The sequence below is a fragment of the Brachybacterium endophyticum genome (assembly GCF_003130585.1).
Lineage (GTDB): Bacteria > Actinomycetota > Actinomycetes > Actinomycetales > Dermabacteraceae > Brachybacterium > Brachybacterium endophyticum.
On record NZ_QFKX01000004.1, the window covers coordinates 36,199 to 59,990 of the forward strand.

Annotated in this window: 22 protein-coding genes; 20 read left to right on the forward strand and 2 right to left on the reverse strand. The window is 72.8% G+C overall.

Translation table 11 applies throughout. The annotated features are described in order from the left end of the window. Positions 1 to 75: 75 nt before the first annotated feature. Complete coding sequence (locus tag DEO23_RS10670; protein WP_109276024.1) at positions 76 to 954, forward strand: undecaprenyl-diphosphate phosphatase; 879 nt, start codon at positions 76 to 78, stop codon at positions 952 to 954. 59 nt (positions 955 to 1,013) lie between these two features. After that, on the forward strand, positions 1,014 to 2,288 hold the full coding sequence (mshC, locus tag DEO23_RS10675) for a cysteine--1-D-myo-inosityl 2-amino-2-deoxy-alpha-D-glucopyranoside ligase (protein ID WP_109276025.1): 1,275 nt from the start codon (positions 1,014 to 1,016) through the stop codon (positions 2,286 to 2,288). A gap of 28 nt (positions 2,289 to 2,316) precedes the next feature. On the opposite strand, the gene DEO23_RS10680 is transcribed toward mshC, so the two are convergent. Further along, positions 2,317 to 3,123: a PAC2 family protein gene (locus tag DEO23_RS10680; protein ID WP_109276026.1), complete on the reverse strand. Its 807-nt coding sequence runs from the start codon at positions 3,121 to 3,123 to the stop codon at positions 2,317 to 2,319. 79 nt (positions 3,124 to 3,202) lie between these two features. Here DEO23_RS10680 and DEO23_RS10685 point away from each other — a divergent pair, with 79 nt between their 5' ends. From DEO23_RS10685 to DEO23_RS10760, 16 genes are all read left to right on the forward strand, one after another. Continuing rightward, entirely contained in the window at positions 3,203 to 4,288 is a 1,086-nt protein-coding gene (locus DEO23_RS10685; RefSeq protein WP_109276027.1) for a site-2 protease family protein, read from the forward strand. Between the two features lie 17 nt (positions 4,289 to 4,305). Next, entirely contained in the window at positions 4,306 to 5,400 is a 1,095-nt protein-coding gene (locus DEO23_RS10690; protein WP_109276028.1) for a tRNA (adenine-N1)-methyltransferase, read from the forward strand. A 2-nt stretch (positions 5,401 to 5,402) separates the two neighbouring features. Beyond that, entirely contained in the window at positions 5,403 to 6,980 is a 1,578-nt protein-coding gene (arc, locus tag DEO23_RS10695) for a proteasome ATPase (protein WP_109276029.1), read from the forward strand. Further along, positions 6,973 to 8,718 carry a depupylase/deamidase Dop gene (gene dop / locus DEO23_RS10700; protein ID WP_109276030.1) on the forward strand — a complete coding sequence of 582 codons (1,746 nt, stop codon included), beginning with the start codon at positions 6,973 to 6,975 and terminating at the stop codon, positions 8,716 to 8,718. Before arc ends, dop begins: the two co-directional genes overlap by 8 nt. Before the next feature lie 23 nt (positions 8,719 to 8,741). Continuing rightward, positions 8,742 to 8,930, forward strand: a complete 189-nt coding sequence (locus tag DEO23_RS10705) for a ubiquitin-like protein Pup (RefSeq protein WP_109276031.1) — start codon at positions 8,742 to 8,744, stop codon at positions 8,928 to 8,930. 4 nt (positions 8,931 to 8,934) lie between these two features. Continuing rightward, positions 8,935 to 10,329: a Pup--protein ligase gene (pafA, locus tag DEO23_RS10710; RefSeq protein ID WP_109276032.1), complete on the forward strand. Its 1,395-nt coding sequence runs from the start codon at positions 8,935 to 8,937 to the stop codon at positions 10,327 to 10,329. A 102-nt stretch (positions 10,330 to 10,431) separates the two neighbouring features. After that, positions 10,432 to 11,388, forward strand: a complete 957-nt coding sequence (locus tag DEO23_RS10715; protein WP_109276033.1) for an FKBP-type peptidyl-prolyl cis-trans isomerase — start codon at positions 10,432 to 10,434, stop codon at positions 11,386 to 11,388. A gap of 47 nt (positions 11,389 to 11,435) precedes the next feature. Then, complete coding sequence (locus tag DEO23_RS10720) at positions 11,436 to 11,816, forward strand: FKBP-type peptidyl-prolyl cis-trans isomerase (protein WP_109276034.1); 381 nt, start codon at positions 11,436 to 11,438, stop codon at positions 11,814 to 11,816. A gap of 21 nt (positions 11,817 to 11,837) precedes the next feature. Beyond that, complete coding sequence (locus tag DEO23_RS10725) at positions 11,838 to 14,048, forward strand: primosomal protein N' family DNA-binding protein (RefSeq protein WP_165831806.1); 2,211 nt, start codon at positions 11,838 to 11,840, stop codon at positions 14,046 to 14,048. 39 nt (positions 14,049 to 14,087) lie between these two features. Then, positions 14,088 to 15,068, forward strand: a complete 981-nt coding sequence (gene fmt / locus DEO23_RS10730) for a methionyl-tRNA formyltransferase (protein ID WP_109276035.1) — start codon at positions 14,088 to 14,090, stop codon at positions 15,066 to 15,068. Next, positions 15,065 to 16,753 (forward strand): RsmB/NOP family class I SAM-dependent RNA methyltransferase, encoded by a 1,689-nt coding sequence (locus DEO23_RS10735; RefSeq protein ID WP_109276036.1) that lies wholly within the window; start codon positions 15,065 to 15,067, stop codon positions 16,751 to 16,753. Before fmt ends, DEO23_RS10735 begins: the two co-directional genes overlap by 4 nt. Then, the gene (gene rpe / locus DEO23_RS10740) at positions 16,750 to 17,433 is read left to right on the forward strand and encodes a ribulose-phosphate 3-epimerase (protein ID WP_109276037.1); all 684 of its coding nucleotides are present in this window, start codon (positions 16,750 to 16,752) and stop codon (positions 17,431 to 17,433) included. The genes DEO23_RS10735 and rpe overlap by 4 nt, the downstream gene beginning before the upstream one ends. A 27-nt stretch (positions 17,434 to 17,460) precedes the next feature. Continuing rightward, positions 17,461 to 18,171 carry a nicotinamide riboside transporter PnuC gene (gene pnuC, locus DEO23_RS10745; RefSeq protein ID WP_109276038.1) on the forward strand — a complete coding sequence of 237 codons (711 nt, stop codon included), beginning with the start codon at positions 17,461 to 17,463 and terminating at the stop codon, positions 18,169 to 18,171. 98 nt (positions 18,172 to 18,269) lie between these two features. Further along, entirely contained in the window at positions 18,270 to 18,533 is a 264-nt protein-coding gene (locus DEO23_RS10750; protein ID WP_109276039.1) for a phosphoribosyl-ATP diphosphatase, read from the forward strand. Between the two features lie 70 nt (positions 18,534 to 18,603). Beyond that, complete coding sequence (hisG, locus tag DEO23_RS10755) at positions 18,604 to 19,461, forward strand: ATP phosphoribosyltransferase (protein WP_109276040.1); 858 nt, start codon at positions 18,604 to 18,606, stop codon at positions 19,459 to 19,461. Positions 19,462 to 19,480: 19 nt separating this feature from the next. Beyond that, positions 19,481 to 19,957 carry a PH domain-containing protein gene (locus tag DEO23_RS10760; protein WP_109276041.1) on the forward strand — a complete coding sequence of 159 codons (477 nt, stop codon included), beginning with the start codon at positions 19,481 to 19,483 and terminating at the stop codon, positions 19,955 to 19,957. Between the two features lie 24 nt (positions 19,958 to 19,981). Here the strand turns inward: DEO23_RS10760 and DEO23_RS10765 are convergent, their stop codons facing one another. Beyond that, positions 19,982 to 21,151 carry a DUF3866 family protein gene (locus DEO23_RS10765; RefSeq protein WP_109276042.1) on the reverse strand — a complete coding sequence of 390 codons (1,170 nt, stop codon included), beginning with the start codon at positions 21,149 to 21,151 and terminating at the stop codon, positions 19,982 to 19,984. 37 nt (positions 21,152 to 21,188) lie between these two features. On the opposite strand from DEO23_RS10765, the gene DEO23_RS10770 reads away from it, so the two are divergent. Together DEO23_RS10770 and tatA are read left to right on the forward strand one after the other, a co-directional pair. Beyond that, on the forward strand, positions 21,189 to 23,234 hold the full coding sequence (locus tag DEO23_RS10770) for a WYL domain-containing transcriptional regulator (RefSeq protein WP_240613357.1): 2,046 nt from the start codon (positions 21,189 to 21,191) through the stop codon (positions 23,232 to 23,234). A 127-nt stretch (positions 23,235 to 23,361) separates the two neighbouring features. Beyond that, a complete protein-coding gene (gene tatA, locus DEO23_RS10775) occupies positions 23,362 to 23,745 on the forward strand; it encodes a Sec-independent protein translocase subunit TatA (RefSeq protein ID WP_109276044.1) in 384 nt (127 codons plus the stop codon). Positions 23,746 to 23,792 lie beyond the last annotated feature (47 nt).

A 23,792-nucleotide genomic window follows, 5' to 3' on the forward strand; every position in this document is an offset into this window, starting at 1 on the left:
CGCGTACTGTGTGCGGGGCTCGGCGTCCGCGTCGGGCCCACCTGTCCGCCGCCCCCGCCGCCCTCAGGAGCCGAAGTGTCCGTCCTCGACGCGATCATCCTGGGCATCGTCCAGGGACTCACCGAGTTCCTGCCCGTCTCCTCCAGCGCACACCTGCGTGTGGTGGGGGAGCTGCTGATGCCCGGCGCCGATCCCGGCGCCGCCTTCACCGCCATCGTGCAGCTCGGCACGGAGACCGCCGTCCTGCTCTACTTCCGCAAGGACATCTCGCGGATCATCGGCCGCTGGTGCCGCGCCCTCGCGGGCCGGGTGCCGCAGTCGGACCCGGACGTGCGCATGGGCTGGCTCGTGATCGTGGGCTCCATCCCGATCGGCGTCCTGGGGCTGGCCTTCGAGGACCAGATCGACCACGGCCTGCGCAATCTCTACATCACCGCCGCGATGCTGATCGGCTTCGGCATCCTGCTCGCCCTCGCTGACCGCCTCGGACCCCAGCGCAAGGAGCTCGATCGCCTCAGCTGGCGCGACGGCATCCTGTTCGGACTGGCGCAGGCGCTCGCGCTGATCCCGGGCGTCTCCCGGTCAGGCGGCACGATCACGGCGGGACTGGCGATGGGCTACACCCGTCGTGCCTCGGCCCGCTACGCCTTCCTGCTCGCGGTGCCCGCCGTCTTCGCCTCGGGTCTCTACAAGGCCGCGAAGGAGCTCCCGCCCCTGCTGAGCGCTCGGGGCAGCGCGGAGGCCGCTGCGGCCGGCCAGCCCTCGCTGCTCGCGATCATCATCGCGACCCTCGTCGCCTTCGGCATCGGCTACGCGGTCATCGTGTGGTTCATGCGGCTCATCGAGAACCGCTCCTACCTGCCGTTCGTGGTCTACCGCGTCGGCGCCGGGCTGCTGCTCATCGTGCTGCTGACGACCGGCGTCCTGGATCCGCTCGCGGGGTCCACGGCCTGATCGCGTGAGGCATGCCTCCCAGGCATCCCGCGCGGCCCGGGGGTCCGTATGATCGACGGGTGCGCTCCTGGAACTCGCCCCTGATCAGCCCGCTTCCCGCCTCCGGACTCCCGGTGCGGCTGCACGACTCGCGCACCGACCGGATCGCCCCCGTCCCCGTGCTGACGCAGAGCCGCGCCCGCCTCTACGTCTGCGGCATCACGCCGTACGACGCCACCCACCTCGGGCATGCCGCGACCTACCACGCGGCCGATCTCATGCGCCGTGCCTTCCTCGACCAGGGTCTCGAGGTCGAGGTCGCCCAGAACGTCACCGACGTCGACGATCCGCTGCTCGAGCGGGCCGCGCGCGACGGCATCGACTGGAAGGACCTCGCCGAGCGCGAGACCGACCTGTTCCGCGAGGACATGGAGCACCTGCGGATCCTCGCCCCGCAGACCTATCGCTCGGTCAGCGAGTCCATGGACGAGATCATCGACCTGGTGCAGGAGCTGCGGGCCTCCGGCCGCGCCTACCGGGTCCCCACGGCCGACGCCTCCGGCGACGACTGGTACCTCGACCTGGCGATGGACGGCTCCCTCGGCGCCGTCTGCGGATGGGACCAGGAGCAGATGCTCGAGGTGTTCGCCGATCGCGGGGGAGACCCCGAGCGCGAGGGCAAGCGGGGCATCTTCGATCCGCTGCTGTGGCGCGCGGAGCGCGAGGGCGAGCCCGCCTGGGACGCCGCGGAGCTCGGCCGGGGCCGTCCCGGATGGCACGTGGAGTGCGTGTGCATCTCGCGCGGCGCGCTCGGCCTCCCCTTCGACGTCCAGGCCGGCGGTCGCGACCTGGTCTTCCCCCATCACGACATGTGCGCCGCCCACGCGACGGCGCTCGGACGCCCCTTCGCCGGCACCTACCCGCACACCGGGATGGTCGCCTATGAGGGCGAGAAGATGAGCAAGTCCCTGGGGAACCTGGTGTTCGTCTCCCGCCTGGTCGCGCGCGGGGTCGACCCGATGGCCATCCGTCTGGTCCTGATGGACCACCACTACCGCTCGGACTGGGAGTGGACGGACGAGGACCTCGAGCACGCGCAGCGCCGTCTCGACGCCTACCGCGCCGCCGCTCGACGGGAGGCTGGCGACCAGGCCGACGCCTACGTGGTCGCGGGTCTGCGCGCGGCCCTGCGCGAGGACCTCGACACCCCGCAGGCGCTCGTGCTGCTCGACGCGTGGGCCGCCGGCGAGTCCGTGCCGAGCAGCGCCGTCCCGACCGAGGACCCCGGCGCGGAGCGTCCGGCCGACGTGCCCGCCGCGCTGGACGCCCTCTTCGGCATCACGCTGACGGCCTGACGGCGAGCCTCACGGCCTGACCGGAGGTTCAGTCCTCGCCCTCGCGTCGGCGCAGGAATCGCTCGAACTCCTTGGCGATCGCATCGCCCGACGCCTCGGGGAGGTCCTCGGCGTCCTGCGCCTCCTCGAGACGTGCGACGTACTCGGAGATGTCGGGATCGTTGCGCGAGAGCTCCTCGACGCCCCGCTCCCAGGCCTCCGCGTCCTCTTCGAGCTCGCGCACCGGGATCGGCGCGCTGACGTGGTCCTGCAGCGCGCGCACCAGAGCCAGGACGGCCTTGGGGGAGGCGTTCTGCGAGACGTAGTGGGGGACCTGCACCCAGATGCTGGAGGTGCGCACGCCCAGGGAGACGGCGGCGCGGGCGAGGACCGTCGGGATCCCGATCGGCCCTTCGTAGGTCTCGGGGTCGGCCGATTCCGCTCGGCCGGGTTCGACCTGGTCGCTGATCGGCAGCGGGCGCGTGTGCGGGGCGTCGCCGAGCAGGGCGCCCAGGGAGATCAGGCGTGAGGCGTCGGCCCCGAGCAGCCGGTCCAGGACCTGCCGGCAGAACGCGTTCCAGCGCAGGGACGGCTCCGCGCCGTGGACGAGCAGCAGCTCGGGGCCCTGGGGCGGGGTCACCAGGTCGATGCGGGTGTCGGGCCAGTCGATGACCTTGCGACCGTCGGCGTCCAGCCGGGTCTCGGGTCGGTGCACCTGGAAGTCGACGAACTCCTCGGCCGGGATCCGCGCGATGGTGTGCGAGGGCCACGCCTCCAGCAGCAGCTCGAGGGCTCCCGTCGCCGCCTCGCCGGCGTCGTTCCAGCCGCTGAATGCACAGATGGCGATGCGGGTCATCGCATCAGTCTAGGTCTCCCCAGGTGGGCCGCGTAGGGTGCGGTGACCCCGTGATCATCCGCGAGTGCCCGGAGGACGAATGCCCGCGCCCAGACTGCGCCTGCCCGGTCTTCCACCCATCCAGCTGTCCGCCGCGACGCTGGTCATGATCGCCGTGGTCGCGCTGCTGGTCGCACCGGGCTTCCAGTCGATCCCGGGCATCTCCTCGGGGGCGGCTCTCGCGCTGTCCGTCGGCGTGGCTCTCGCGCTCGTGCTCTCGGTGGCCCTGCACGAGATCGGCCACGCGGTGGTCGCACGGGCCTCGGGAGCGCACGTGGACCACATCGCGCTCACGCTCTGGGGCGGGCACACGACGTACCGCGCGCGACGCGTGGGAGCTCTCTCCTCGGTCCTGATCTCGCTCGCCGGACCGGCGGTGAACCTCGTTCTCGCGATCGCCGCCGGCCTGCTCGGGAACGGCGTCGGCCAGGAGGGGGCGACGGCGCATCTGCTGACGATGATCTCGAGCCTGAACTGGGCGCTCGCGGTCTTCAACCTGCTGCCCGGCCTGCCGATGGACGGCGGGCGCGCCGTCGAAGCGGGTTTGGGAGCGCTCCTGCGCCGCCCGGCGTCGGCCACCCGCATCACCGCCTGGGCGGGCCGCGTGATCGCCGTGATCGTGGTGGCCGGCCCGCTGCTGACCGCCTTGCGCTTCCCCTCCACCACCAGCCTCATCCTGGTGATGTGGGGCTTCATGATCGCCGCCATGCTGTGGCGCGGAGCCGGCGAGGCCCTGCACGACGCCGGCCTGCACGAGCGCGTACGCACGCTCCGGGTGCGCGAGGTGATGAGCCCCGTCGCCCTGGTCCGCTCGGACGCCGTCCTCTCGCAGCTGCCCGCCCAGGGCCCGCAGGTTCTCGTGCTCGACCCCGCGCACGGCGCCGGGCTGCTGGACGAGGACGCCGTGCGCTCCGTCCCGTCCCAGGAGCACGAGAGGGTGCCCGTCGGCGCGGTCACCACCTGGCTCGGTCCCCCCGGTCGCCTCGCCGTCACCCTCGAGGGCGACGAGCTGGTCGCCGAGATCCAAGAGCAGCGTCGCGCCCTGCACCTGGTGGTCGACGAGCGCGGCGACGTCGTCGGCGTCGTCACCACCGCGATGGTCGATCGTGCCCTCCAGCAGCGCTGACGCCTAGACTGGTGAGCATGACCCCAGTTGCCGATGAGACTCCCCTTCCTGACACCGGTCAGGAGTCCGCGATCCCGGCGGCGCAGGTGCCCGCCCCGCCCGCCGCGCGACCGGGACTCGACCGCACGGGCCCCTTCGTGCTCGGGGACAAGGTGCAGCTCGCCGACGTCAAGAACCGGCTGCACACCATCACCCTCCGTGAGGGCGGCGAGTTCCACACCCATCGGGGGGTCCTGCGGCACACGGACCTGATCGGTGCCCGGGACGGCGTCGTCGTCCACGACTCCCACGGCAACGCGTTCCAGGCGCTGCGTCCGCTGTACTCCGACTACATGCTCTCGATGCCCCGCGGTGCCGCGATCATCTACCCCAAGGACTCCGCCCAGATCCTCATGTGGGGCGACATCTTCCCGGGCGCCCGCGTGCTCGAGGCCGGCGTCGGCTCGGGAGGTCTGACCACCGCCCTGCTGCGGGCCGTCGGCGAGCACGGCAGCGTGCACTCGATCGAACGCCGCGAGGAGTTCGCCGAGGTCGCCCGCGAGAACGTCGACACCTTCTTCGGCGGCACGCCGGAGACCTGGACCCTGAGCGTCGGTGACTTCCAGGAGGTCGCCGCGAGCATGGCCGACGAGGGCGAGAGCGCCGACCGCGTGGTCCTGGACATGCTCGCCCCCTGGGAGTGCGTGGACGCCGCGGCCGGCGTGCTCGTCTCCGGGGGCGTCTACCTCGCCTACGTCGCGACCGTCACCCAGCTCTCCCGAACCGCGGAGGCCCTGCGCGACCACGGGGAGTTCACCGAGCCCTCCGCATGGGAATCCTTCGTGCGTCCCTGGCACCTCGAGGGGCTCGCCGTGCGGCCCGAGCACCGGATGAACGCCCACACGGGCTTCCTCCTGACCGCCCGCCGCACCGCCCACGGCACCCAGGCCCTGCGTCGCACCCGCCGACCGGCACCGGGCTCCCAGGACGAGGCCGAGCTGAACCATCCGGACAACGAGGGTTTCGGCGGCTCCACGGGCGAGTGGAGCAGCCAGGACATCGGGGAGCGCGGTGTCGCCCCCCGCAAGATCAAGCGAGCCCTGCGCGACATCCGCCAGGGCCGGGACCGGTGAGAATGAAGACCTACCAGGAGATGACCGAGGAGCTCGATCGCTACGTCGCGCAGAACGACCGACTGGTCGCCAGCCTGCGGTCGGCCCGCGCCCAGATCGTCGATCTCAAGAACGACCTCGAGCGGGTCGGCGACCCACCGAACTCCTATGCGACCTTCCTGCGCCGCACCGAGGGCACCACGGTGGACGTGCTGCACAACGGTCGACGCCTCCGCGTGGCCACGAGCGCCGAGATCGACCTCGAGGCCCTGCGACCGGGTGCCGAGCTGCGCCTGAACGAGGGGCTCGCCGTCGTGGACGTCGTCCCCACCCAGGAGACGGGCAGCGTGATCGTCGTCGAGGAGTCCCTCGAGGACGGCCGCGTGCTCGTCCAGGTGGGCCCGGACGACCTGCGCGCCTTCCGCCGCTCCGGCGCGGTCGAGGAGGTCTCGCTGGACGCCGGGGACCACGTGCTCGCCGATCTGCGCGCCCAGCTCGTCCTCGAGCGCATCGACCGGGCCGAGATCACCGACCTCGTGCTCGAGCAGGTCCCCGACACCTCCTTCGCCCGGATCGGCGGGCTGGGGGAGCAGATCGAGGCGATCCGCGACGCCGTCGAGCTGCCCTTCCTGCAGCAGGACCTCTATCGCGAGTACGGGCTGCGCCCGCCCAAGGGCGTGCTGCTGTACGGCCCTCCCGGCTGCGGCAAGACGATGATCGCCAAGGCCGTCGCCCACGAGCTCGCGGTGCGCTCGGCGGAGGCCAGGGGAGTGAGCGTCGAGCAGGCGCTCCAGCGCTCCTTCTTCCTCAACGTCAAGGGCCCCGAGCTGCTCAACAAGTACGTGGGGGAGACCGAGCGGTCGATCCGCCTGGTCTTCGAGCGCGCCCGGGAGGCGGCCGAGTCGGGTCATCCCGTCGTCGTCTTCTTCGACGAGATGGAGTCGCTGTTCCGCACCCGCGGCACGGGCCTCTCGAGCGACGTGGAGACCACCATCGTCCCGCAGCTGCTCGCGGAGATCGACGGCGTCGAGTCCCTCGAGAACGTGATCGTGATCGGCGCCTCCAACCGTGAGGACATGATCGATCCGGCGATCCTGCGCCCGGGCCGACTGGACGTGAAGATCCGGATCCGCCGGCCCGACGCGGCCGCGGCCCGCGAGATCCTCGCGCTCTACCTCGACCGGAGCGTCCCTGTCCGCGAGGACCACGAGGCTCTTCTCGATGTCGCCGTCGACCGGATCTATGCGGAGGGCGAGGACACCGCCTTCGTGCGGCTGGAGTACTCCGACGGCAGCTCCGAGACCCTCCACTTCCGTGACTTCGTCTCCGGGGCGACGCTGCGCAACATCGCCGATCGTGCGAAGAAGTACGCGGTCAAGGATTACCTGAACACGGGGACCAGCGGCATCGGCCGTGAGCATCTCGAGCAGGCGGTGGCCCAGGAGTTCACCGAGAACGAGGACCTGCCCTCGGGGGCGCATCCCGACGACTGGGCCCGGATCTCGGGCCGGCGCGGACGCCGTGTGGAGCACGTGGTGCCGCTGCGCGCCGGCGGCATCCTCGCCGCACAGGACGAGCAGGAGGGAGCCCGGGATGTCTGACCAGGCCCCCGACGCCCGCCGCGGACTGGTGACCGAGCGCGTGATGGGCATCGAGACCGAGTTCGGGATCCTGGACGCCGCGCTCGATGCGCGCACCGGAGAGGCCAGCAGCTCGATCGCGCTCTCTCACCTGGTGGTCGGCGCCTACGGGCTCCTGCACCCCGCCGAGGGCACCCGCGGCCGGCGCGTGCGCTGGGACTACGGGGACGAGTCGCCGCTGCGCGACGCCCGCGGCTTCGAGATCCGCCGGGCCGCCGCCCATCCCACGCAGCTCACCGATCAGGTGCACGACGCGCACCTGCCCAGCATCGACATGGACATGCCGCTGCAGGCGCCCGAGATCGCCCCCGAGGGCAGCGACGCCGAGGTGCTCGCCTGGGCCGCGCGACGCTCGATCGGGAACACCGTGCTGAGCAACGGCGCGCGCCTCTACGTCGACCACGCCCACCCCGAGTACTCCTCACCCGAGGTGACGAGCGCCCGCGAGGCCGTCCTGCAGGACCGGGCGGGCGAGGTGGTGGCCCAGCGCGCGATGGAGCTCCTCGCCGCCGCCGACGGCGTCCCCGAGGTCGCCCTGTACAAGAACAACACCGACGGCAAGGGCGCCTCCTACGGCACCCACGAGAACTACCTGCTCGCGCGCGACGTGCCCTTCGAACGGGTCGTCCAGGCGCTGCTGCCCTTCTTCGCCACCCGGCAGATCCTGGTCGGCGCCGGCCGCGTGGGGCTGGGCACCCGTGGCACCGAGCCCGGGTTCCAGATCTCCTCGCGGGCCGACTTCTTCGAGGAGAAGGTGGGGCTGGAGACCACCCTGGACCGCCCGATCGTCAACACCCGCGACGAGCCCCACGCCGACGCCGAGCGCCACCGCCGTCTCCACGTCATCATCGGCGACGCGAACCTGCTGGAGACCTCGACGTTCCTGAAGATGGGCATGACCTCGCTCGTCCTCGCCGCGCTCGAGGCCGAGCAGGAGAGCGGGGCGCGGATCCTCCCCGTGCTCGAGCTCGCCGACCCCGTGCAGGCCCTGCGGGACATCAGCCACGACCCCACACTGACGCGGACGGTCCCGCTCGCGGACGGACGCGAGCTCACGGCCCTGCAGATCCAGCGCGCCCATCTCGAAGCGGTGAGCGCGCACGCCGATCGGACCGATCCGGAGACCGCCGAGGTGCTGGACCTGTGGTCGGAGCTGCTCCAGGCCCTGGAGACCGAGCCGGCACGCGCGGCCGACCGCATCGAGTGGGTCGCCAAGCACCAGCTCCTCGAGAGCTACCGCGCTCGCGCGGGCCTGGACTGGGGCGATGCCCGGCTGCGGGCGATCGACCTCCAGTTCGGCGACCTCCGCCCCCAGCGCAGCCTGTTCACGAAGCTCCGCAGTGCCGGCCGCGTCGCCACCCTGGTGAGCGACCAGGAGGTGGAGGAGGCCGTGGGCACGCCGCCGGCGAGCACCCGCGCCTACCTGCGCGGCCGCCTGGTCCGTCACCATCGGGGTGAGGTCGCCTCCACCGGCTGGGACGTGATCACACTGGCCGCCGAGGACGGCTCGACCACCCGGGTGCGCCTGGCCGATCCCCGCATCGGCTCCCGCCCCTGGTGCGAGGCACTGGGCCTCGACCCCGAGGCCGCCCTGCCCGATGTGCTCGAGGCCCTTGCCCGCGCCGCGGCGGACACGGCCACCGTCCCCGGCCCCGACGCCGACGCCGGCAGCGCCGTCGGCACCGACCCGTCCCACTGATCCCACGACCCCGAGGAGACACCATGTCCCAGCAGAGCCTGCACGGTTCCGGCCCGTCGGACGACGAGAACAGCAGCGAGGAGACCGCCGCCGGTGGTCAGGTCTTCGCCTCCGCACAGGGCGCCGACGACCTCCTGGACGAGATCGACTCCGTCCTGGAGTCGAACTCCGAAGAGTTCGTGCGCTCCTTCGTCCAGAAGGGCGGTCAGTGATCTGATGGAGCGCCGCATCGGCGGACTGGAGACCGAGTTCGGACTCGTGTGCGTGCGCGGGGACGGCACCCGCGCCCTCGAGCCCGAGGCAGCCGCGCGGGAGCTGTTCAAGCCGGTCGTGGCCAAGGGCCGTTCCTCGAACGTGTTCCTGCGCAATGCCGCCCGGCTGTACCTCGACGTCGGCTCCCACCCGGAGTACGCGACGGCCGAGTGCGACGACTGGTGGGAGCTGGTCGCCCAGGACCGTGCCGGCGAGCGTCTGCTGGCCGAACTGATGGCCCAGGCCAACGCGCGCTTCGCCGAGCGCGGGGAGGACGCCCGCATCCACCTGCTCAAGAACAACGTGGACCACGAGGGCAATGCCTTCGGCAGCCACGAGAACTACCTCGTGGACCGACGCGGGGAGTTCACCCGGCTGCCGCGGATCCTGCTGCCCTTCCTGGTCACCCGCCAGATCGTCACCGGTGCGGGCGGCGTCGTGACCGAGGCCGACGGCACCTCCCGCTTCGTCTTCTCCCGCCGCAGCGACCACATGTTCGAGGCGGTCTCCTCGGCGACGACGCGCACACGCCCCCTGATCAACACCCGGGACGAGCCGCACGGCGATCCGAACCGCTTCCGGCGTCTGCACGTCATCGTGGGCGACTCGACGATGTCGGAGGTCTCCACCTGGCTGCGGTTCGCGACCACCGACCTGGTGCTGCGCCTGATCGAGTCCGGTCGAGCCGCCGACGTCCCCGAGCTCGAGGACACCATCAGCTCTATCCGCGCCGTCTCTCGCGACCTCAGCGGGATCGAGCCGCTGCCCCTGGAAGGTGGGCGGACCGCGAGCGCGCTCCAGGTCCAGCAGCGCTACCTCGACCTCGTCGCGCCGCTCGCGCGCCCCGAGGAGCACGAGGTCCTCGAGACCTGGCAGCGGGCCCTGGACGCGGTGCTCACCGGGGATCGCAGCTGGGCCTCGCGCACTCTGGACTGGGCGATCAAGGAGAAGATGGTCGGGCAGGTCGCGCAGCGGCACGCCCTCGACCTCGGTGACCCGCGCATCGAACGCCTCGACCTCGCCTACCACGACATCGATCCCGCCCAGGGCCTGCACGCCTCGCTGCAGCGTCGGGGCCTGGCGCCGCGCGTCCTCGCGGACGCCGACGTCGAGGCCGCGAGGACCACGGCGCCCACGAGCACCCGCGCGCACCTGCGGGGGCGCTTCATCGCCGCCGCGGAGGACGCCGGGGTCGACCACGTGGCGGACTGGACCACGATGCGGCTCGTGCGCCAGGGCGCCATGCCCGTCAGTGTCATGGACCCCTTCGCGACCACGTCGTCCCAGGTCGACGCCCTGATCGAGAGGGTCCGCGCCGAAGGCGGGGGACAGGGCACGAACGCCGCACATCCCGCCTGAGACGTTCGCGGGCGGGGCGCCGGCGTCCAGACGTGCCCCATCTGAACCCCGTACCCTGGAGGGAGTGGGCCATCTCGCCCTCCCGCTACGAAAGGCCACCTGGTGATCAGTCGCCGAAACCTGCTCAGCTCCGCGCTGGCGGCATCCGCCGCCATCGGCCTCGCCGCCTGCTCCGATGACGACTCGTCGTCGAAGGCCTCCGACGGCGGCGGCTCCGACAGCGCGAAGCCGGCGCTGGATGCCGTGACCATCAGCGAGGACCTCGGGAAGGCGCCGACGGTGAAGTTCACGGCGCCGCTGAACATCGAGGAGCCGGACGCGCGCACGATCGTCGCCGGCAAGGGCGATCAGATCTCGGAGGGCGACACCCTGATCTGGCGCACGCTCTACGTCGACGCCAGCAGCGGCAAGACCAAGCAGTCCTGGTGGGACGGCGCCCCGGCCGGCAGCATCACGGTCACCTCCGACGACATCGGCGCGAAGGCCAAGGACTTCCTGACCACCGCGACCGTGAAGTCCCGCGTCGCCCTCGCCGGCTGGCAGCAGGACTCCAAGGGCTCCATGGTCTCCCTCGTCCAGGTCTCCGACATCGACCGGATCGTCTCCCCTCTGCGGGCGAAGGGGAAGCAGGAGAAGCCCTCCGGCGACCTCCCCGCCGTGAAGCTCGGCAAGGACGGCGCCCCCTCGTTGTCCGGGAAGCCGGAGGGCGACCCGCCCTCGAAGACCACCGTCGAGATGCTGATCCGCGGCGGCGGCAGGAAGACGAAGAAGGGCGATCACCTGGTCATGCAGTACACCGGGTGGACGTGGGACGACGCCAAGCAGTTCGACTCCTCGTGGGAGCGCGGCACGCCCTTCGGGTTCACCCAGGGCCAGGGCGACGTGATCAAGGGCTGGGACGAGCACCTCACGGATCTGCCCGTCGGCAGCCAGGTGATGCTCGTGATCCCGCCGAAGGACGCCTACGGCACGGACGAGAAGAGCGGCGGCGAGCTCGCGGGCAAGACCCTCGTGTTCGTCGTCGACGTCCTGGACGCCGCGTCGCCGAAGGGCTCCTGACGGCCCGCCGTCCACCAGAACACCCATCCCCACCCCCAGGAGGACCCATGGACCGCAGCAAGCCCGAGATCGAGTTCCCCGGCACCGAGACGCCCACCGAGCTGACCTCGCACGACGAGATCGTCGGCGACGGCGCCGAGGCGAAGGCGGGGGACGTCGTCGACGTCCACTACGTGGGCGTCGCCCATTCCTCCGGCGAGGAGTTCGACGCCTCCTGGAACCGCGGCGAGCCCCTGCGCTTCCAGCTCGGCGTCGGCCAGGTGATCAGCGGCTGGGACCAGGGCGTGCAGGGCATGCGGGTCGGTGGTCGTCGTCGCCTCGAGATCCCCGCCTCGCTCGCCTACGGCGACCGCGGAGCCCCGCCGGTGATTGCGCCCGGTGAGGCGCTGATCTTCGTGTGCGACCTGGTGGCGGTCCATTCCCGCTGAGCCGCCGATGACGCCCGCGAGATGAGCAGCGCACAGGAGGGGCTCTTCGAGGCCCCCGCTCCCGCCTCCGGATCCGCTCCCGCCCCGCGCGACAGCACGGGGGAGGGGGCGGATCCGTCGTCGCGCCCGGCGACGCGTCCCCGCACGACCGCGGGGTTCGCCGTCGCCGACGAGCTGCCCGTGGCCTCCGTCCGGCTGATCGGCACCCTTCCGCACCTCGACCGCCCCTTCGACTACGCCGTTCCCGCGGAACTCGCCGCCGCCGGTCCCGGCATGCGCGTGAAGGTCCGCTTCTCGGGACGGGAGCACGACGGCATCGTCCTGGAGCGCCGCGAGCACGCCTCGACCGACCGGCCGCTCGCGCCCCTGGCCCGGCTGGTCTCCACCGACGTGGTCATCTCCCCGGCGATGCTGCGGGTGTGCGGCGAGATCGCCGAGCGCTGCGCAGGGAGCGTCGGCGACGTGCTGCGCCTGGCGATCCCGCCGCGTCACGCGCGGGCGGAGAAGGCGGACCGCGCCGCCGCCGAGAAGCAGCAGGCCGTGGAGGAGTCCGGGAGCAGCGACCTCGACGCGGACGTCGCACCCGACCCCGCGCCCGACTCCGCACCCGAGTCCGATCCGGACGGTGATCCGGAGGCCGGCCCCGACGCTGAGGCCGATGCCGAGTCCACCGTCGACGGCCTGCTCGCCGCCTATGCAGGGCTGCCGGCGCTGCTCTCCCGTGCCGGGGAACCCGAGGGCCCCGTCCCGCGGGCGGGGATCGTCCTCGAGCCCGCCCACTCCTGGGACGAGCTCACCGCACAGGCCGTCGCCGCGCTGCCGGAGGGCGCCGGAGCCCTCGTGATCGCCCCCGACCAGCGCGACGTCCAGCGCCTCTCGCGCTGCCTCGGGGCCCATGGCATCGAGCACGAGGTGCTCGCGAGCGCCGACGGCCCCGAGAAGCGCTACCGCGCCTTCCGACGGATACTGCGCGGCGCGTCCCGCGTGGTGATCGGCAACCGCTCGGCCGCCTTCGCCCCGGTGCGCGACCTCGCGCTGGCCATCTGCCTGGACCCGGCCGACGACCTGCTCGTCGAACCCCGCGCCCCGTACCCGCACCTGCGGACGATCCTGCAGTGCCGCTCCGCCGAGGAGCGCGCCGCCCTGCTGCTGGTGAGCCGTTCGCTGGACCCCCAGACCGATGCCCTTGCCGAGAGCGGGTACCTGCATCTGCTGCCGCCCGCACCGGCACCGCTGACCACGCTGCGCCCGCACATCGAGGCCATGGACGAGTACCTGCGGGAGCGGGAAGGTCCCAGCGGGCGCTCGCGGATCCCGCAGCAGGCGATGCGGGTGCTGCGCGAGGGGATCGAGCGCGGCCCCGTCCTCGTGCAGGTCCCGCGCAGCGGGTACGTCCCGGCGGTCGCGTGCACCTTCTGCGGGACCCGCTGCCGCTGTCCGCAGTGCTCCGCGCCGCTCGTGCTGCGCGGACGCGGCGGAGGGCTGCACTGCGTGGTGTGCGGCAGGCGGGAGGACGCCTACCGCTGCCCCGAGTGCTCGCGCACACAGGTGCGCGCCCTGGTGATCGGGTCCGCCCGCACCGCCGAGGAGCTCCGGCGCGCCTTCCCCTCCGCGCCCTTCCGCGTGGCCGGGGGTGCGCAGGGGCCGGTCCCGGACGACGACGTGCCCGACGGCGCGATCGTGGTCGCGACCCCGGGCGCCGAGCCCGCGCCGGGATCGCGCTACGCCGCCGCGCTCCTGCTCGATGCCGACGCGATGCTCGCCCGCGCCGCCTTCGACGCCGACGTCGAGGCCGTGCGGCGGTGGTCCAACGCGATCGCCCTGGTGAGGCCCCAGGCCGAGGGCGGCAGGGTTCTCGTCGTCGGCACGGCGACGCTGCCGGCCATCCGCGACCTCGTCGCCCACCGCTCGCGGGTGTTCATCGACCGGGTGCTCACCGACCGGCAGTCTCTCGACCTCCCGCCGCTGACCAAGGTCGCCGAGGTGGTGGGGGACAGGACCGCCGTGCGCTCCTTCCTCGAGGGCACCGACCTGCCCGACGGGACCGAGGTCTTCGGCCCGCTCGACGTCGCCGACGAGGAGGACCGCATCCGCTCCCGGGCCGTACTGCGCCTGCCCGTCACCCGCTCACGAGAACTGGCCGCTGCGCTGCGGGCCGGGGTGGCCGCGCGCAGCGCCCACAAGAATCCCGGCAGCCTCCGCGTGCGCCTGGATCCCCCCGACGTCTTCTGACCCCGACCCCGGCGCCGCGCGCCCGTAGAATGGCTGATCATGCGCATCCTCTTCGCCGGCACCCCCGAGGTGGCCGTTCCCTCGCTCCGCGCCCTGCTGGACTCCTCCCACGAGGTCGTCGCCGTGCTCACCCGTCCCGACGCGCCGTCGGGCCGCGGGCGCACGCTGCGTCCCAGCCCCGTGCGTGAGCTCGCCGAGCAGGCCGGCATCGAGGTGCTCACCCCGAAGGGTCTGCGCGGGGAGGACGTCCAGGACCGTCTGCGCGGGCTCGAGCTCGATGCCGCGGCAGTGGTCGCCTACGGCAGCATCGTCCCCCCGGCGGCGCTGGCGATCCCCGCCCAAGGGTGGGTGAACCTGCACTTCTCGCTGCTGCCCGCGTGGCGCGGTGCCGCCCCCGCCCAGCGCGCCGTCCTCGCCGGCCAGGAATGCACCGGCATGACCACCTTCCTGCTCGAGGAGGGGATGGACACCGGACCGATCCTCGCGACGCAGGAGGTCGCGATCGATCCCTTCGATACCGCGGGCACGCTGCTGTCGCGCATGGCCGAGGACGGCGCACCGCTGCTGGTGCGCACCTTCGACGACCTCGCGGCGGGGCGGGCACGGCCCCGCGTCCAGGACGAGGACGGTGCCACGCACGCCGCGAAGCTCACCCCGGCCGAGGCCGAGATCGACCTCGCACGTCCGGCTACGGAGGTCTCGGCGCACATCCGCGGGATGAGCCCCGCCCCGGGTGCCTGGACCACCTGGGAAGGAGCGCGGATGAAGGTGCTCGCCCTCGAGCCCGTGCACGCCGAGGGGCCGCCGCTCGCGCCCGGTCAGCTGCACGCCACACGGAAGCAGCTGCTGATGGGCACGGGCACCGGACCCCTCGCCCTGGCCGAGCTCGGTCCCGCCGGTCGGCGGCCGATGCGCGCGGCGGACTGGGCACGCGGCGCCGGGCTGTCCGAGGGCGCGGCCTTCGGCAGTGCCACGACGAACGACCACGGTGGCGAGCAGACGCAGGAGGAGGAGCGATGAGCCCGCAGCAGGGTCAGGGACACGGCCGGCGCGACGAGAACGGACCGCGCGGAGGCGGCCGCCCGGGCGACCGGCGCGGCGGCGACCATCGAGGCGGCGACCATCGAGGCGGCGACCGGCGCGATGACCGCGGCGCACCCCGCCACGGCCGGGACGAGAAGGGACGCGAGCGCTCGGGCTCCCGCGGCCGCGGCGGCCCCCGCCGCGGCTGGTCCGAGAGCCGTCCGTCCGAACGCCGCAGGTCCTCCACCTCCTCCCGCAGCGTCGCCTACGACTCGCTGCGCGCCGTGCACGAGGACGACGCCTACGCGAACCTCGTGCTGCCCCATCAGCTGCGCCGCTCCCGCCTGCACGGCCGGGACGCCGCCTTCGCGACCGAGCTGTTCTACGGGACCCTGCGCGCTCAGGGCCGGCTCGACGCGATCCTCGCTCTGTGCATCGACCGGCCGCTCGAGGACGTCGAGGACGCCGTGCGCGACGTGCTGCGTCTGGGCGCCTACCAGCTCCTGGACATGGAGGTCGCCCCGCATGCGGCCACCTCCGAGACGGTGGCGCTGGCCCGACAGACCGTCGGGGCCGGCGCCGCGAGCTTCGTCAACGCGGTGCTGCGACGGATCGGCGAGAAGGACCTCGAGGCCTGGGTCGCCGACGCGGCCCCCGCGCGCTCCGAGGACGAGGTGGGCCATCTAGCGATCACGCACTCGCACCCGGCGTGGGTGGTGCGGGCCCTGTCCGACTCGCTCGCCGGCCACGGACGCGATCGCAGCGAGATCGACGACCTGCTGGCCGCGCAGAACACCGCGCCCTCGGTCTCGCTGGTGATGCGGCCCGGGCTGACCGACGCCGACGAGCTCGCCGCCGCGGGCGCCGAGCCCGGTCGTCTGAGCATCTTCGCGGCCTCCTGGCCGGGCGGGGACCCCGGCACCGCCGCCCCGGTCGCCGAGGGCCGCGCCGCCGTCCAGGACGAGGGCTCCCAGCTGATGGCGCTCGCGCTCGGGATCGGGGCCGACGACGCCGTGCGGTCCGCCGACGCCCACTGGCTGGACCTCTGCTCGGGCCCCGGCGGGAAGACCGCCCTGCTCGCAGGCCTCGCCGTCGAGCACGACGCCGACCTGCTCGCCCTCGAGATCCAGCCCCACCGCGTGGATCTCGTCCGCCGCGCCGTCGGCACCCTCGTCGACGCGGGGGCCGAGGTCGAGGTGCGCGCGGGCGACGGCACCGAGATCGGCGGGAAGAGCCCGTCGAGCTTCTCGCGCGTGCTGGCCGACGTGCCCTGCACGGGCATGGGAGCGCTGCGGCGCCGCCCCGAGTCCCGCTGGCGTCGCAGCCCCGGCGACGTCGCGGCGCTGGGCCGTCTGCAGCGCGACCTGCTCGCCAGCGCCCTCGATGCCACCGAGCCCGGGGGAGTGGTCGCCTACGTGACCTGCTCCCCGCACGTGGCCGAGACCCTGCTGGTCGTCCGCGACGTCCTGCGCAGGCGCGAGGACGTCGAGCAGCTCGACGCCCGCGACGCCGTGCGCGCCGGCCTCCGGGCCGATGCGGCCGACATCGACCTCGGCGCCGGCCCCAGCGTGCAGCTGTGGCCGCACGTGCACGGCACCGACGGCATGTTCATCGCCCTGCTGCGCCGCCTGCCCGAGGCCCACCCCGATCACGACGACCCGAGCGAAGGGACGCACCGGTGACCTATTCGACCGACGCGGAGTTCATCCACCCCAGCATCCTGAACGCCGACTTCCTGGAGATCGGCAGCGAGCTCGACCGCATCTCCGCGGCCGACAGCGTCCACGTGGACATCATGGACGGCCACTTCGTCCCCAACCTCAGCTTCGGGGTCGACATGGTCTCGCAGATCGTGCGCCACGGGCCGATCCCGGTGGACGCCCACCTGATGATCGAGGACGCCGACCGCAACGCCCCCGCCTACGCGGAGGCCGGGGCCGACTCGGTGACCTTCCATCTCGAGGCCGCCAGCGCCCCGATCCGTCTGGCCCGTGAGCTGCGGGCCAAGAGCACGCGCGCCGGTGTGGCGCTGCGCCCGGCGACACCCGTCGACAGCCTGCTGGACGTGATCGGCGAGTTCGACATGCTGCTGATCATGACCGTCGAGCCGGGGTTCGGCGGTCAGAGCTTCCTCGAATCGATGCTCCCCAAGATCCGGCGCGCCCGGAAGGCCATCAGCGCATCGCACCTGGAGGTGTCGATCCAGGTGGACGGCGGCGTGAACCGCGAGACCATCGAACGCTGCTCCGAGGCCGGGGCCAACGTGTTCGTCGCCGGCTCGGCGATCTACCGCGCGCAGGACGCCGCCGAGGAGATCGGGACGCTGCGCTCCCTGGCGTCCGGGCACGGCCACGGCAACTGACCCCTCGCTGCGGGAGGAAGGAAGCTGATGGGATTCGCGCACTGGCTCTTCGACGCCAGGATCGAGTTCTCCGGCGGGCAGTTCCTGCTCTGGCGGGAGGTGATCGGGAACGTCTTCGGCCTGCTGAGCGCCCTGGGCGGGATGCGGCGCAAGGTCTGGGCGTGGCCGATCGGGATCCTCGGCAACCTGCTCCTGCTCACCGTCTTCCTGGGCACCGTCTTCGGGACGCCGAACCCCGTGGACCTGCTGGGGCAGGCGGGCCGCCAGGTCATGTTCATCGTCGCCAGCGTCTACGGCTGGTGGCGCTGGCGCGCGGCACGCGGCGACGGCGGCACCGCCGTGGCACCGCGGTGGGCGGGATGGCGCACCCGGATCCTGCTCGCGCTCGCCCTCGTGGGCGGCACCGCCGCCCTCACCCCGCTGTTCCGCGCGCTGGGCTCCTACGAGCCGGTCTGGGCCGACGCCTGGATCTTCATGGGCAGCCTGCTGGCCACCTATGGCATGGCCAAGGGCTGGGTCGAGTTCTGGCTGATCTGGGTGGCGGTGGACATCGTCGGCGTCCCGCTGCTGTTCTCCGCGGGGTACTACGCGAGCGGGCTGATGTACGTCGTCTACGGCCTCTTCACCCTCACGGGCTTCTTCGTGTGGTGGCGGGTGCGTTCGCGCGCCGAGGGGTCGGTGACGGTCGAGACCGCTCACCTGGACCCGACCGTCGGCCGCGAGGACCGCGGTCGCTGACCGGGCCCGTCGGGCACCGAGCTCACGCCGTCGCTCCGGGCGGGCCCCGGCCCCGGACCGCGGTCCGCAACCCTCCGCAGGACCGATACCCTGGTGCCGTGAAGGATTTCGAGACGCTGCACGCGGAGCTCATGAGGAAGGTCGCCGAACGCCCCGAGGGGTCCGGCACCGTCGCGGAGCTCGACGCGGGAGTGCACGCCATCGGCAAGAAGATCGTCGAGGAGGCCGCCGAGGTCTGGATGGCCTGCGAGCACGAGTCGCACGAGGCCGCCGCCGAGGAGATCTCCCAGCTGCTCTACCACCTGCAGGTGATGATGATCGCGAAGGGCATCTCGCTGGAGGACGTCTACCGACATCTGTGAGGCGTCGGCCGACGAGCCCGGCCCGGCGCCCCCTACCGCCCTCCGCCGCCCCGCCCGAAAGGGAATCCCCATGCTCCGCATCGCCGTGCCCAACAAGGGCGCCCTGTCCGAACCCACCGCCGCCCTGCTGGCCGAGGCCGGCTACCGCCGCCGCAGCAACGCCAAGGAGCTCGTCCTGGTCGACGAGCCCAACGACGTCGAGCTCTTCTTCCTGCGTCCCCGGGACATCGCCGTGTACGTCGGCTCGGGGACGGTCGACGTCGGCATCACCGGCCAGGACATGCTCGCCGACTCCCGCACCGTCGGCGAGGTGATCCTGCCGCTCGGGTTCGCCCGCTCCACCTTCCGCTTCGCCGCCCCGGACGGCGCCGATCGCACCCTGGAGAGCCTCCAGGGGGCCCGCATCGCGACCTCCTACGAGAACCTCGTCGAGGACCACCTGGCCGAGCACGGCGTGGACGCGACCGTGGTCCACCTCGACGGCGCCGTGGAGAGCTCGATCCGACTGGGCGTGGCCGAGGTGATCGCCGACGTGGTGGAGACCGGCACCACCCTTCGCCAGGCGGGTCTGGACGTGTTCGGCGACCCGATCATGACCAGCGAGGCCGTGCTCTTCTCCCGGGTCGACCTCGAGCTCGAGGACGACGCCGCCCACACGCTCGAGGTGCTGGTGCGCAGGATCCGCGGGGTGCTGGTGGCCCGGGAGTACGTGCTGATCGACTACGACATCCCCACCGAGAAGCTCGAGGGCGCCGTCGCCGTGACCCCGGGCTTCGAGGCCCCCACGGTCTCCGAGCTGCATCGCAGCGGCTGGTCCGCCGTGCGCTCGATGGTCGCGGTCTCGGACACCAACCACGTCATGGACGCGCTGTACGAGGCGGGTGCCCGCGCCATCCTCGTCACCGCGATCCAGGCGTGCCGGATGTGAGCGAGCGGGACGTGGACCGATGAGCATCAGCGAACCCCAGGGCGAGGTCGGGCCGATCGTCTTCCGGCCCCGGCTGACACGCGTCGTCGCCTACGTGATCGGCGTGCTGGTCCTGCTGTCCGCCGTGCTGCTCTCGGTGCTCACCCGCTTCGGGCTGTTCGACACCGTCGGGTTCATCGCCTTCGGTCTGGCCGTGCTGTGGTTCTGCCACCGCGAAGGATCGGTGCGCGCGACCGCCCACGCGGACCGTCTGGTGGTGCGCAACCTGATGACCACGCGCGAGCTCGAGTGGGCCGAGATCATCGGCGTGATCTTCCCTCCCGGAGACCCCTGGGCGACTCTCGACCTGGCCGACGGCGACACCATCTCCGTGATGGCCGTGCAGCGCACCGACGGGGCGAGCGGCATGCGCGCGGCCCGTCGACTGGCCGGGCTGATCACCGAACGCGGCGAGGGAACGGGCACCCTCGACGGCGGCTCCTCGACGGAGGCCTGAGGCCCCCGTGCCGCAGGGCGCGCGTCAGTCGCGCTCGTCGGCCTCGGCACCGGTGCCGATCGACGGCACCACCTGCGCTGCCCGCCGTCCGGCCACCGCCGCGTAGACGAACGGCGCGGGATCCTCGGAGAGCCCTCGGCCCATCGTCCGCAGCGGGACGCTCGACCCGCCCAGCACCTCGAGCAGATCCTCCGCCGGGACCTCCACGCGCCGATGCCGGACACCTCGCGCCAGCGCACGTCGGAGAACTGCTGTTTCCAGCTGTCCCTCAACTGACAGCTCTTCAGCGCTGTTTCGACGAGCGGATCCCGCCACGTGGGCGTCGGCGTGCCGCCGCGGCACAGGGATGTCCGCAGGGGCCAGGGCCGCCCGCCCGAGCAGGGTCGCGCTGTGGTGGGAGAGTCCGACGTGCCGGGACCGCGCATCCGCGCCCGAGACCCGCAGGGCCGCGATCGGCGCGCCACCCAGCGCGGTGGCCGCGTGCAGCGCCTCCGCCGCCTGGATCCCGGAGAACCCCCAGGTCGTGTCGGTGCCCAGATTGCCGGGACCCTGGGTGACGACGGCGACGTCGGCCCCGACCACGGCCTTCGCACCCAGCAGCGCCGAGTGCACGGTGACTGCTTCGAGGTCGCCGCCGAAGGCCTGGCCGGAGCTGATGCAAGCGGCGAGCTCCCCGTTCGCGCGCAGCTGGGCGACCGTGCGGGAGTACGCCGCCGGGAGCGCGGCGGCATCGCTCATCACGTAGGCGATCCGGGCATCGGGGCGGGTCGCACGGATGCCGGCCACGATCGCGGGCAGCGCGGAGTGCAGGTCCGCCAGGACCACCGGCATCCCGCCGAGGTCCTCGACCTGCTCGAGGGCCTCGCGATGCGGGGAGGCCGGGTCGTCGAGGGCGTCGACCAGCGTCTGCATCGGTGTGTAGCGGGCCTTGACCATGTGGCCGTGGGGCTCGGCGTCCCGCGGGAGCTCGTCCGTGCGGGCGACCACGAGGGCCTGCCCGCCGGTGCCGAGGCCGCGACGCAGCGCGTTGGAGTTCACGAGCACGCCCTCGCCCACGGCGATCTCGCCCAGGAGCTCGGGATAGGACAGCGCCGGCACTTCGCCCTCGACGCCCTCGACCTCCAGTCGCAGGGTCTGCACCCCGGCCCACGGGGCCCTCACGTCGAGGACACGACCCCGCTCCCACTGCAGCATGCGCCCAGCGTAGCCGCCGTGCCGCTACGGTGGAGCGGTGGCTGCTCGAGGTGTGGAACGACTGCTCAACGTCATCATGACCATCGGGTCGCGGTCCCGGATCGACCGCGCCCAGCTGTTCGACGTCATCCCCGACTACGCGAACGCCGAGAGCGACGACGCGGCGGAGAAGATGTTCGAGCGCGACAAGGCCGCGATCCTCGAGCTGGGACTGCCGCTGGTCTCCGAGCGCGACACGTGGGACGAGTCGCGCGTGCTCTACCGGATCGCGGGCGGCGAGAGCACCGGTGCTCTCGACGTCACCCCGCAGGAGTACACGGTCCTGCTCGCGGCGAGCCGTGCCTGGGACGACGCCGCGGCCGGGGGAGCGGCCCGCCGAGTGCGCTCGAAGCTGCTGAGCCTGGGCATCGAGGCGGACCCGGACCTGCTGCGCCGCACACCTCGAGGATCCCTCGAGTCGCTGCCCGTCCTGACACCTCTGCTCGAGGCCGTCACCCAGTCCCGACGCGTCCAGTTCTCCTACCGCACGGCCGACGGCCGCCTCTCCGACCGCACCCTGGAGCCGTGGGTGGTCGCCGTCCACGAGGGCCGCTGGTACGCGTGGGGGCACGACGTCGACCGCGCCGAGGCCCGGCTCTTCCGCGCCTCCCGCGTCGAGACCTATCCGCGTCTGAAGGGGCGGGCCACGGCGGACAGGCCACGGCACACCTCCATCGCGGAGGCGCTCGAGCGCGCCGACGCCGGTGCGGACACCGCGCGCGCCGTGCTCGACGTCGAGCCGTTCAAGGCTCTCGCCCTGCGCGACCAGCTGGGCGCCCCTCTCGAGGAGCGTCGGATCGAGCTCCCCGAGCTCCCGCGCACACAGGTGCGCCGCCGGGTCCTCGCCGAGACCCGCTGGATCACCCTGCTCTCCCCGCAGCCGTGGCGGCGCGAGCTCGCGGGGGTGCTGACGGGTGTCGCGCGCGTCCACGAGGGGCCCGCCGAGCTCGCCGCCCTCGAGAGCGCGACCCCGCGCAGCGGCCCTCGCATCCGCGTCAGCCCGAGCGGCACCGATCATCTCTCGCGACTGATCGGGGAGGCCTCCTACGTCCTCAGCCGCGGCGAGGTCGAGCTCGAGCAGATCGCCGAGGAGTTCGCCATCAGCACCGAACAGGTCATCACCGACCTGCAGGTGCTGTTCGTGTGCGGCGACCTCGGGACCGGCTGGGAGGACCTCATCGAGGCCGAGTGGGATTCCGGGATCGTGCGCGTGCGCAACGCCGATGCACTGCGCCGGCCGCTGCGCCTGAGCGCACCCGAGAGCACCGCGCTGCTCGCAGGACTCGCCACCCTCGACCCCGCGGCGGGGGAGGAGAGCGAGGTCGTCGACTCGGCGCGCCGCAAGCTCTCCGCCCACCTCGGCGAGGAGGAGCGCGAGGAAGTCGGACGGGCGCAGGAGCCGGCCCCGTCCGAGCAGCCCTCCGGCGTGCCGGACGACGGTTCCGCCGCCCCCGCACCCGCCGGGGCGCACGAGGTCGGCGGCGGCACGGGTGCGGCGCGTCGGCAGGGGGTGCTGCGGGCCGTCCGCGAGGCCCTCGCCGAGGGCGACTCGCTCGTCATCCGGTACTCACCGCCGACGACGCCGGGCACCACCGTGCGTGTCGTCCGTCCCCTCGAGCTGCTCACCGTCGGCACGCGCAGCTACGTTCGCGCCCACTGCGAGCTCGCGGGGGAGGAGCGCCGCTTCCGGCTGGACCGCATCGTCGAGGTGCTGCCCGACGACGCCGCGACCAGCGACCCCGGATCGGTGTCCCAGGAGGCGGGAGCCTCCTCGTCCGGGCGCGTCGCGGGCGGCTCGTGGCTGCGGCTGCAGGGAGGCGGCCGCTGGATCGCGGAGGCCTTCGAGGCCGACGAGATCCGCGACGGCGAGAGCGGGGAGTCCTTCGCGCACCTGCCCGACCCCGTGCGCTCGGCGCTCGTGGACGCGGTGATCGAGGCCGGCGGCTCCGCGGAGGTGCTCGAACCCGCCGAGCTCAGAGATGAGATCGTGACCATTTCCTGGGGCGCTGCTGAGCGTCACGGGGACGGGCAGTCGGTAGGCTGACCACGAGCGTGCGCATCGCAGCGACGTCGTCGCCGTGGACTGCGCGTCCGCGCTCCACGGACTCCCGTCCCGCTGTGGGACGATAATGAGGCCGCTTCCCGGCGCGGCCCCGACGAAAGGACTGACCATGGGTGCGATCAAGCCCTGGCACATCATCATCCTCGTCCTGGTGGTGCTGCTTCTCTTCGGTGCGGGCAAGCTCCCGAGCCTCGCCCGCAACGTGGGCAAGTCGATGCGCATCTTCAAGAGCGAGGTCGACGAGCTGCGCGGTGACGAGCAGGAGGACGACGAGGACGGCGAGGATCGCCGCGACCGCTCCTCGCGCGAGGGTCGCCGTCGTGACGACTCCCGCGACACCCGCGAGCGCGAGACGCGCAGCAGCCGTGAGGACGAGCGGGGAGAGCGCTCCCGCCGCGACGAGCGCGACTACGACCCCCGTGACGACCGGGACCGGGACCGCGACGTCGTGCACACCCGCGAACGCGGCGAGGACGACTACCGTCGCGACTGAGTCGCACCACCTCCGTGCGGACGGCCCCCGTACCGGGCCGGACCGCA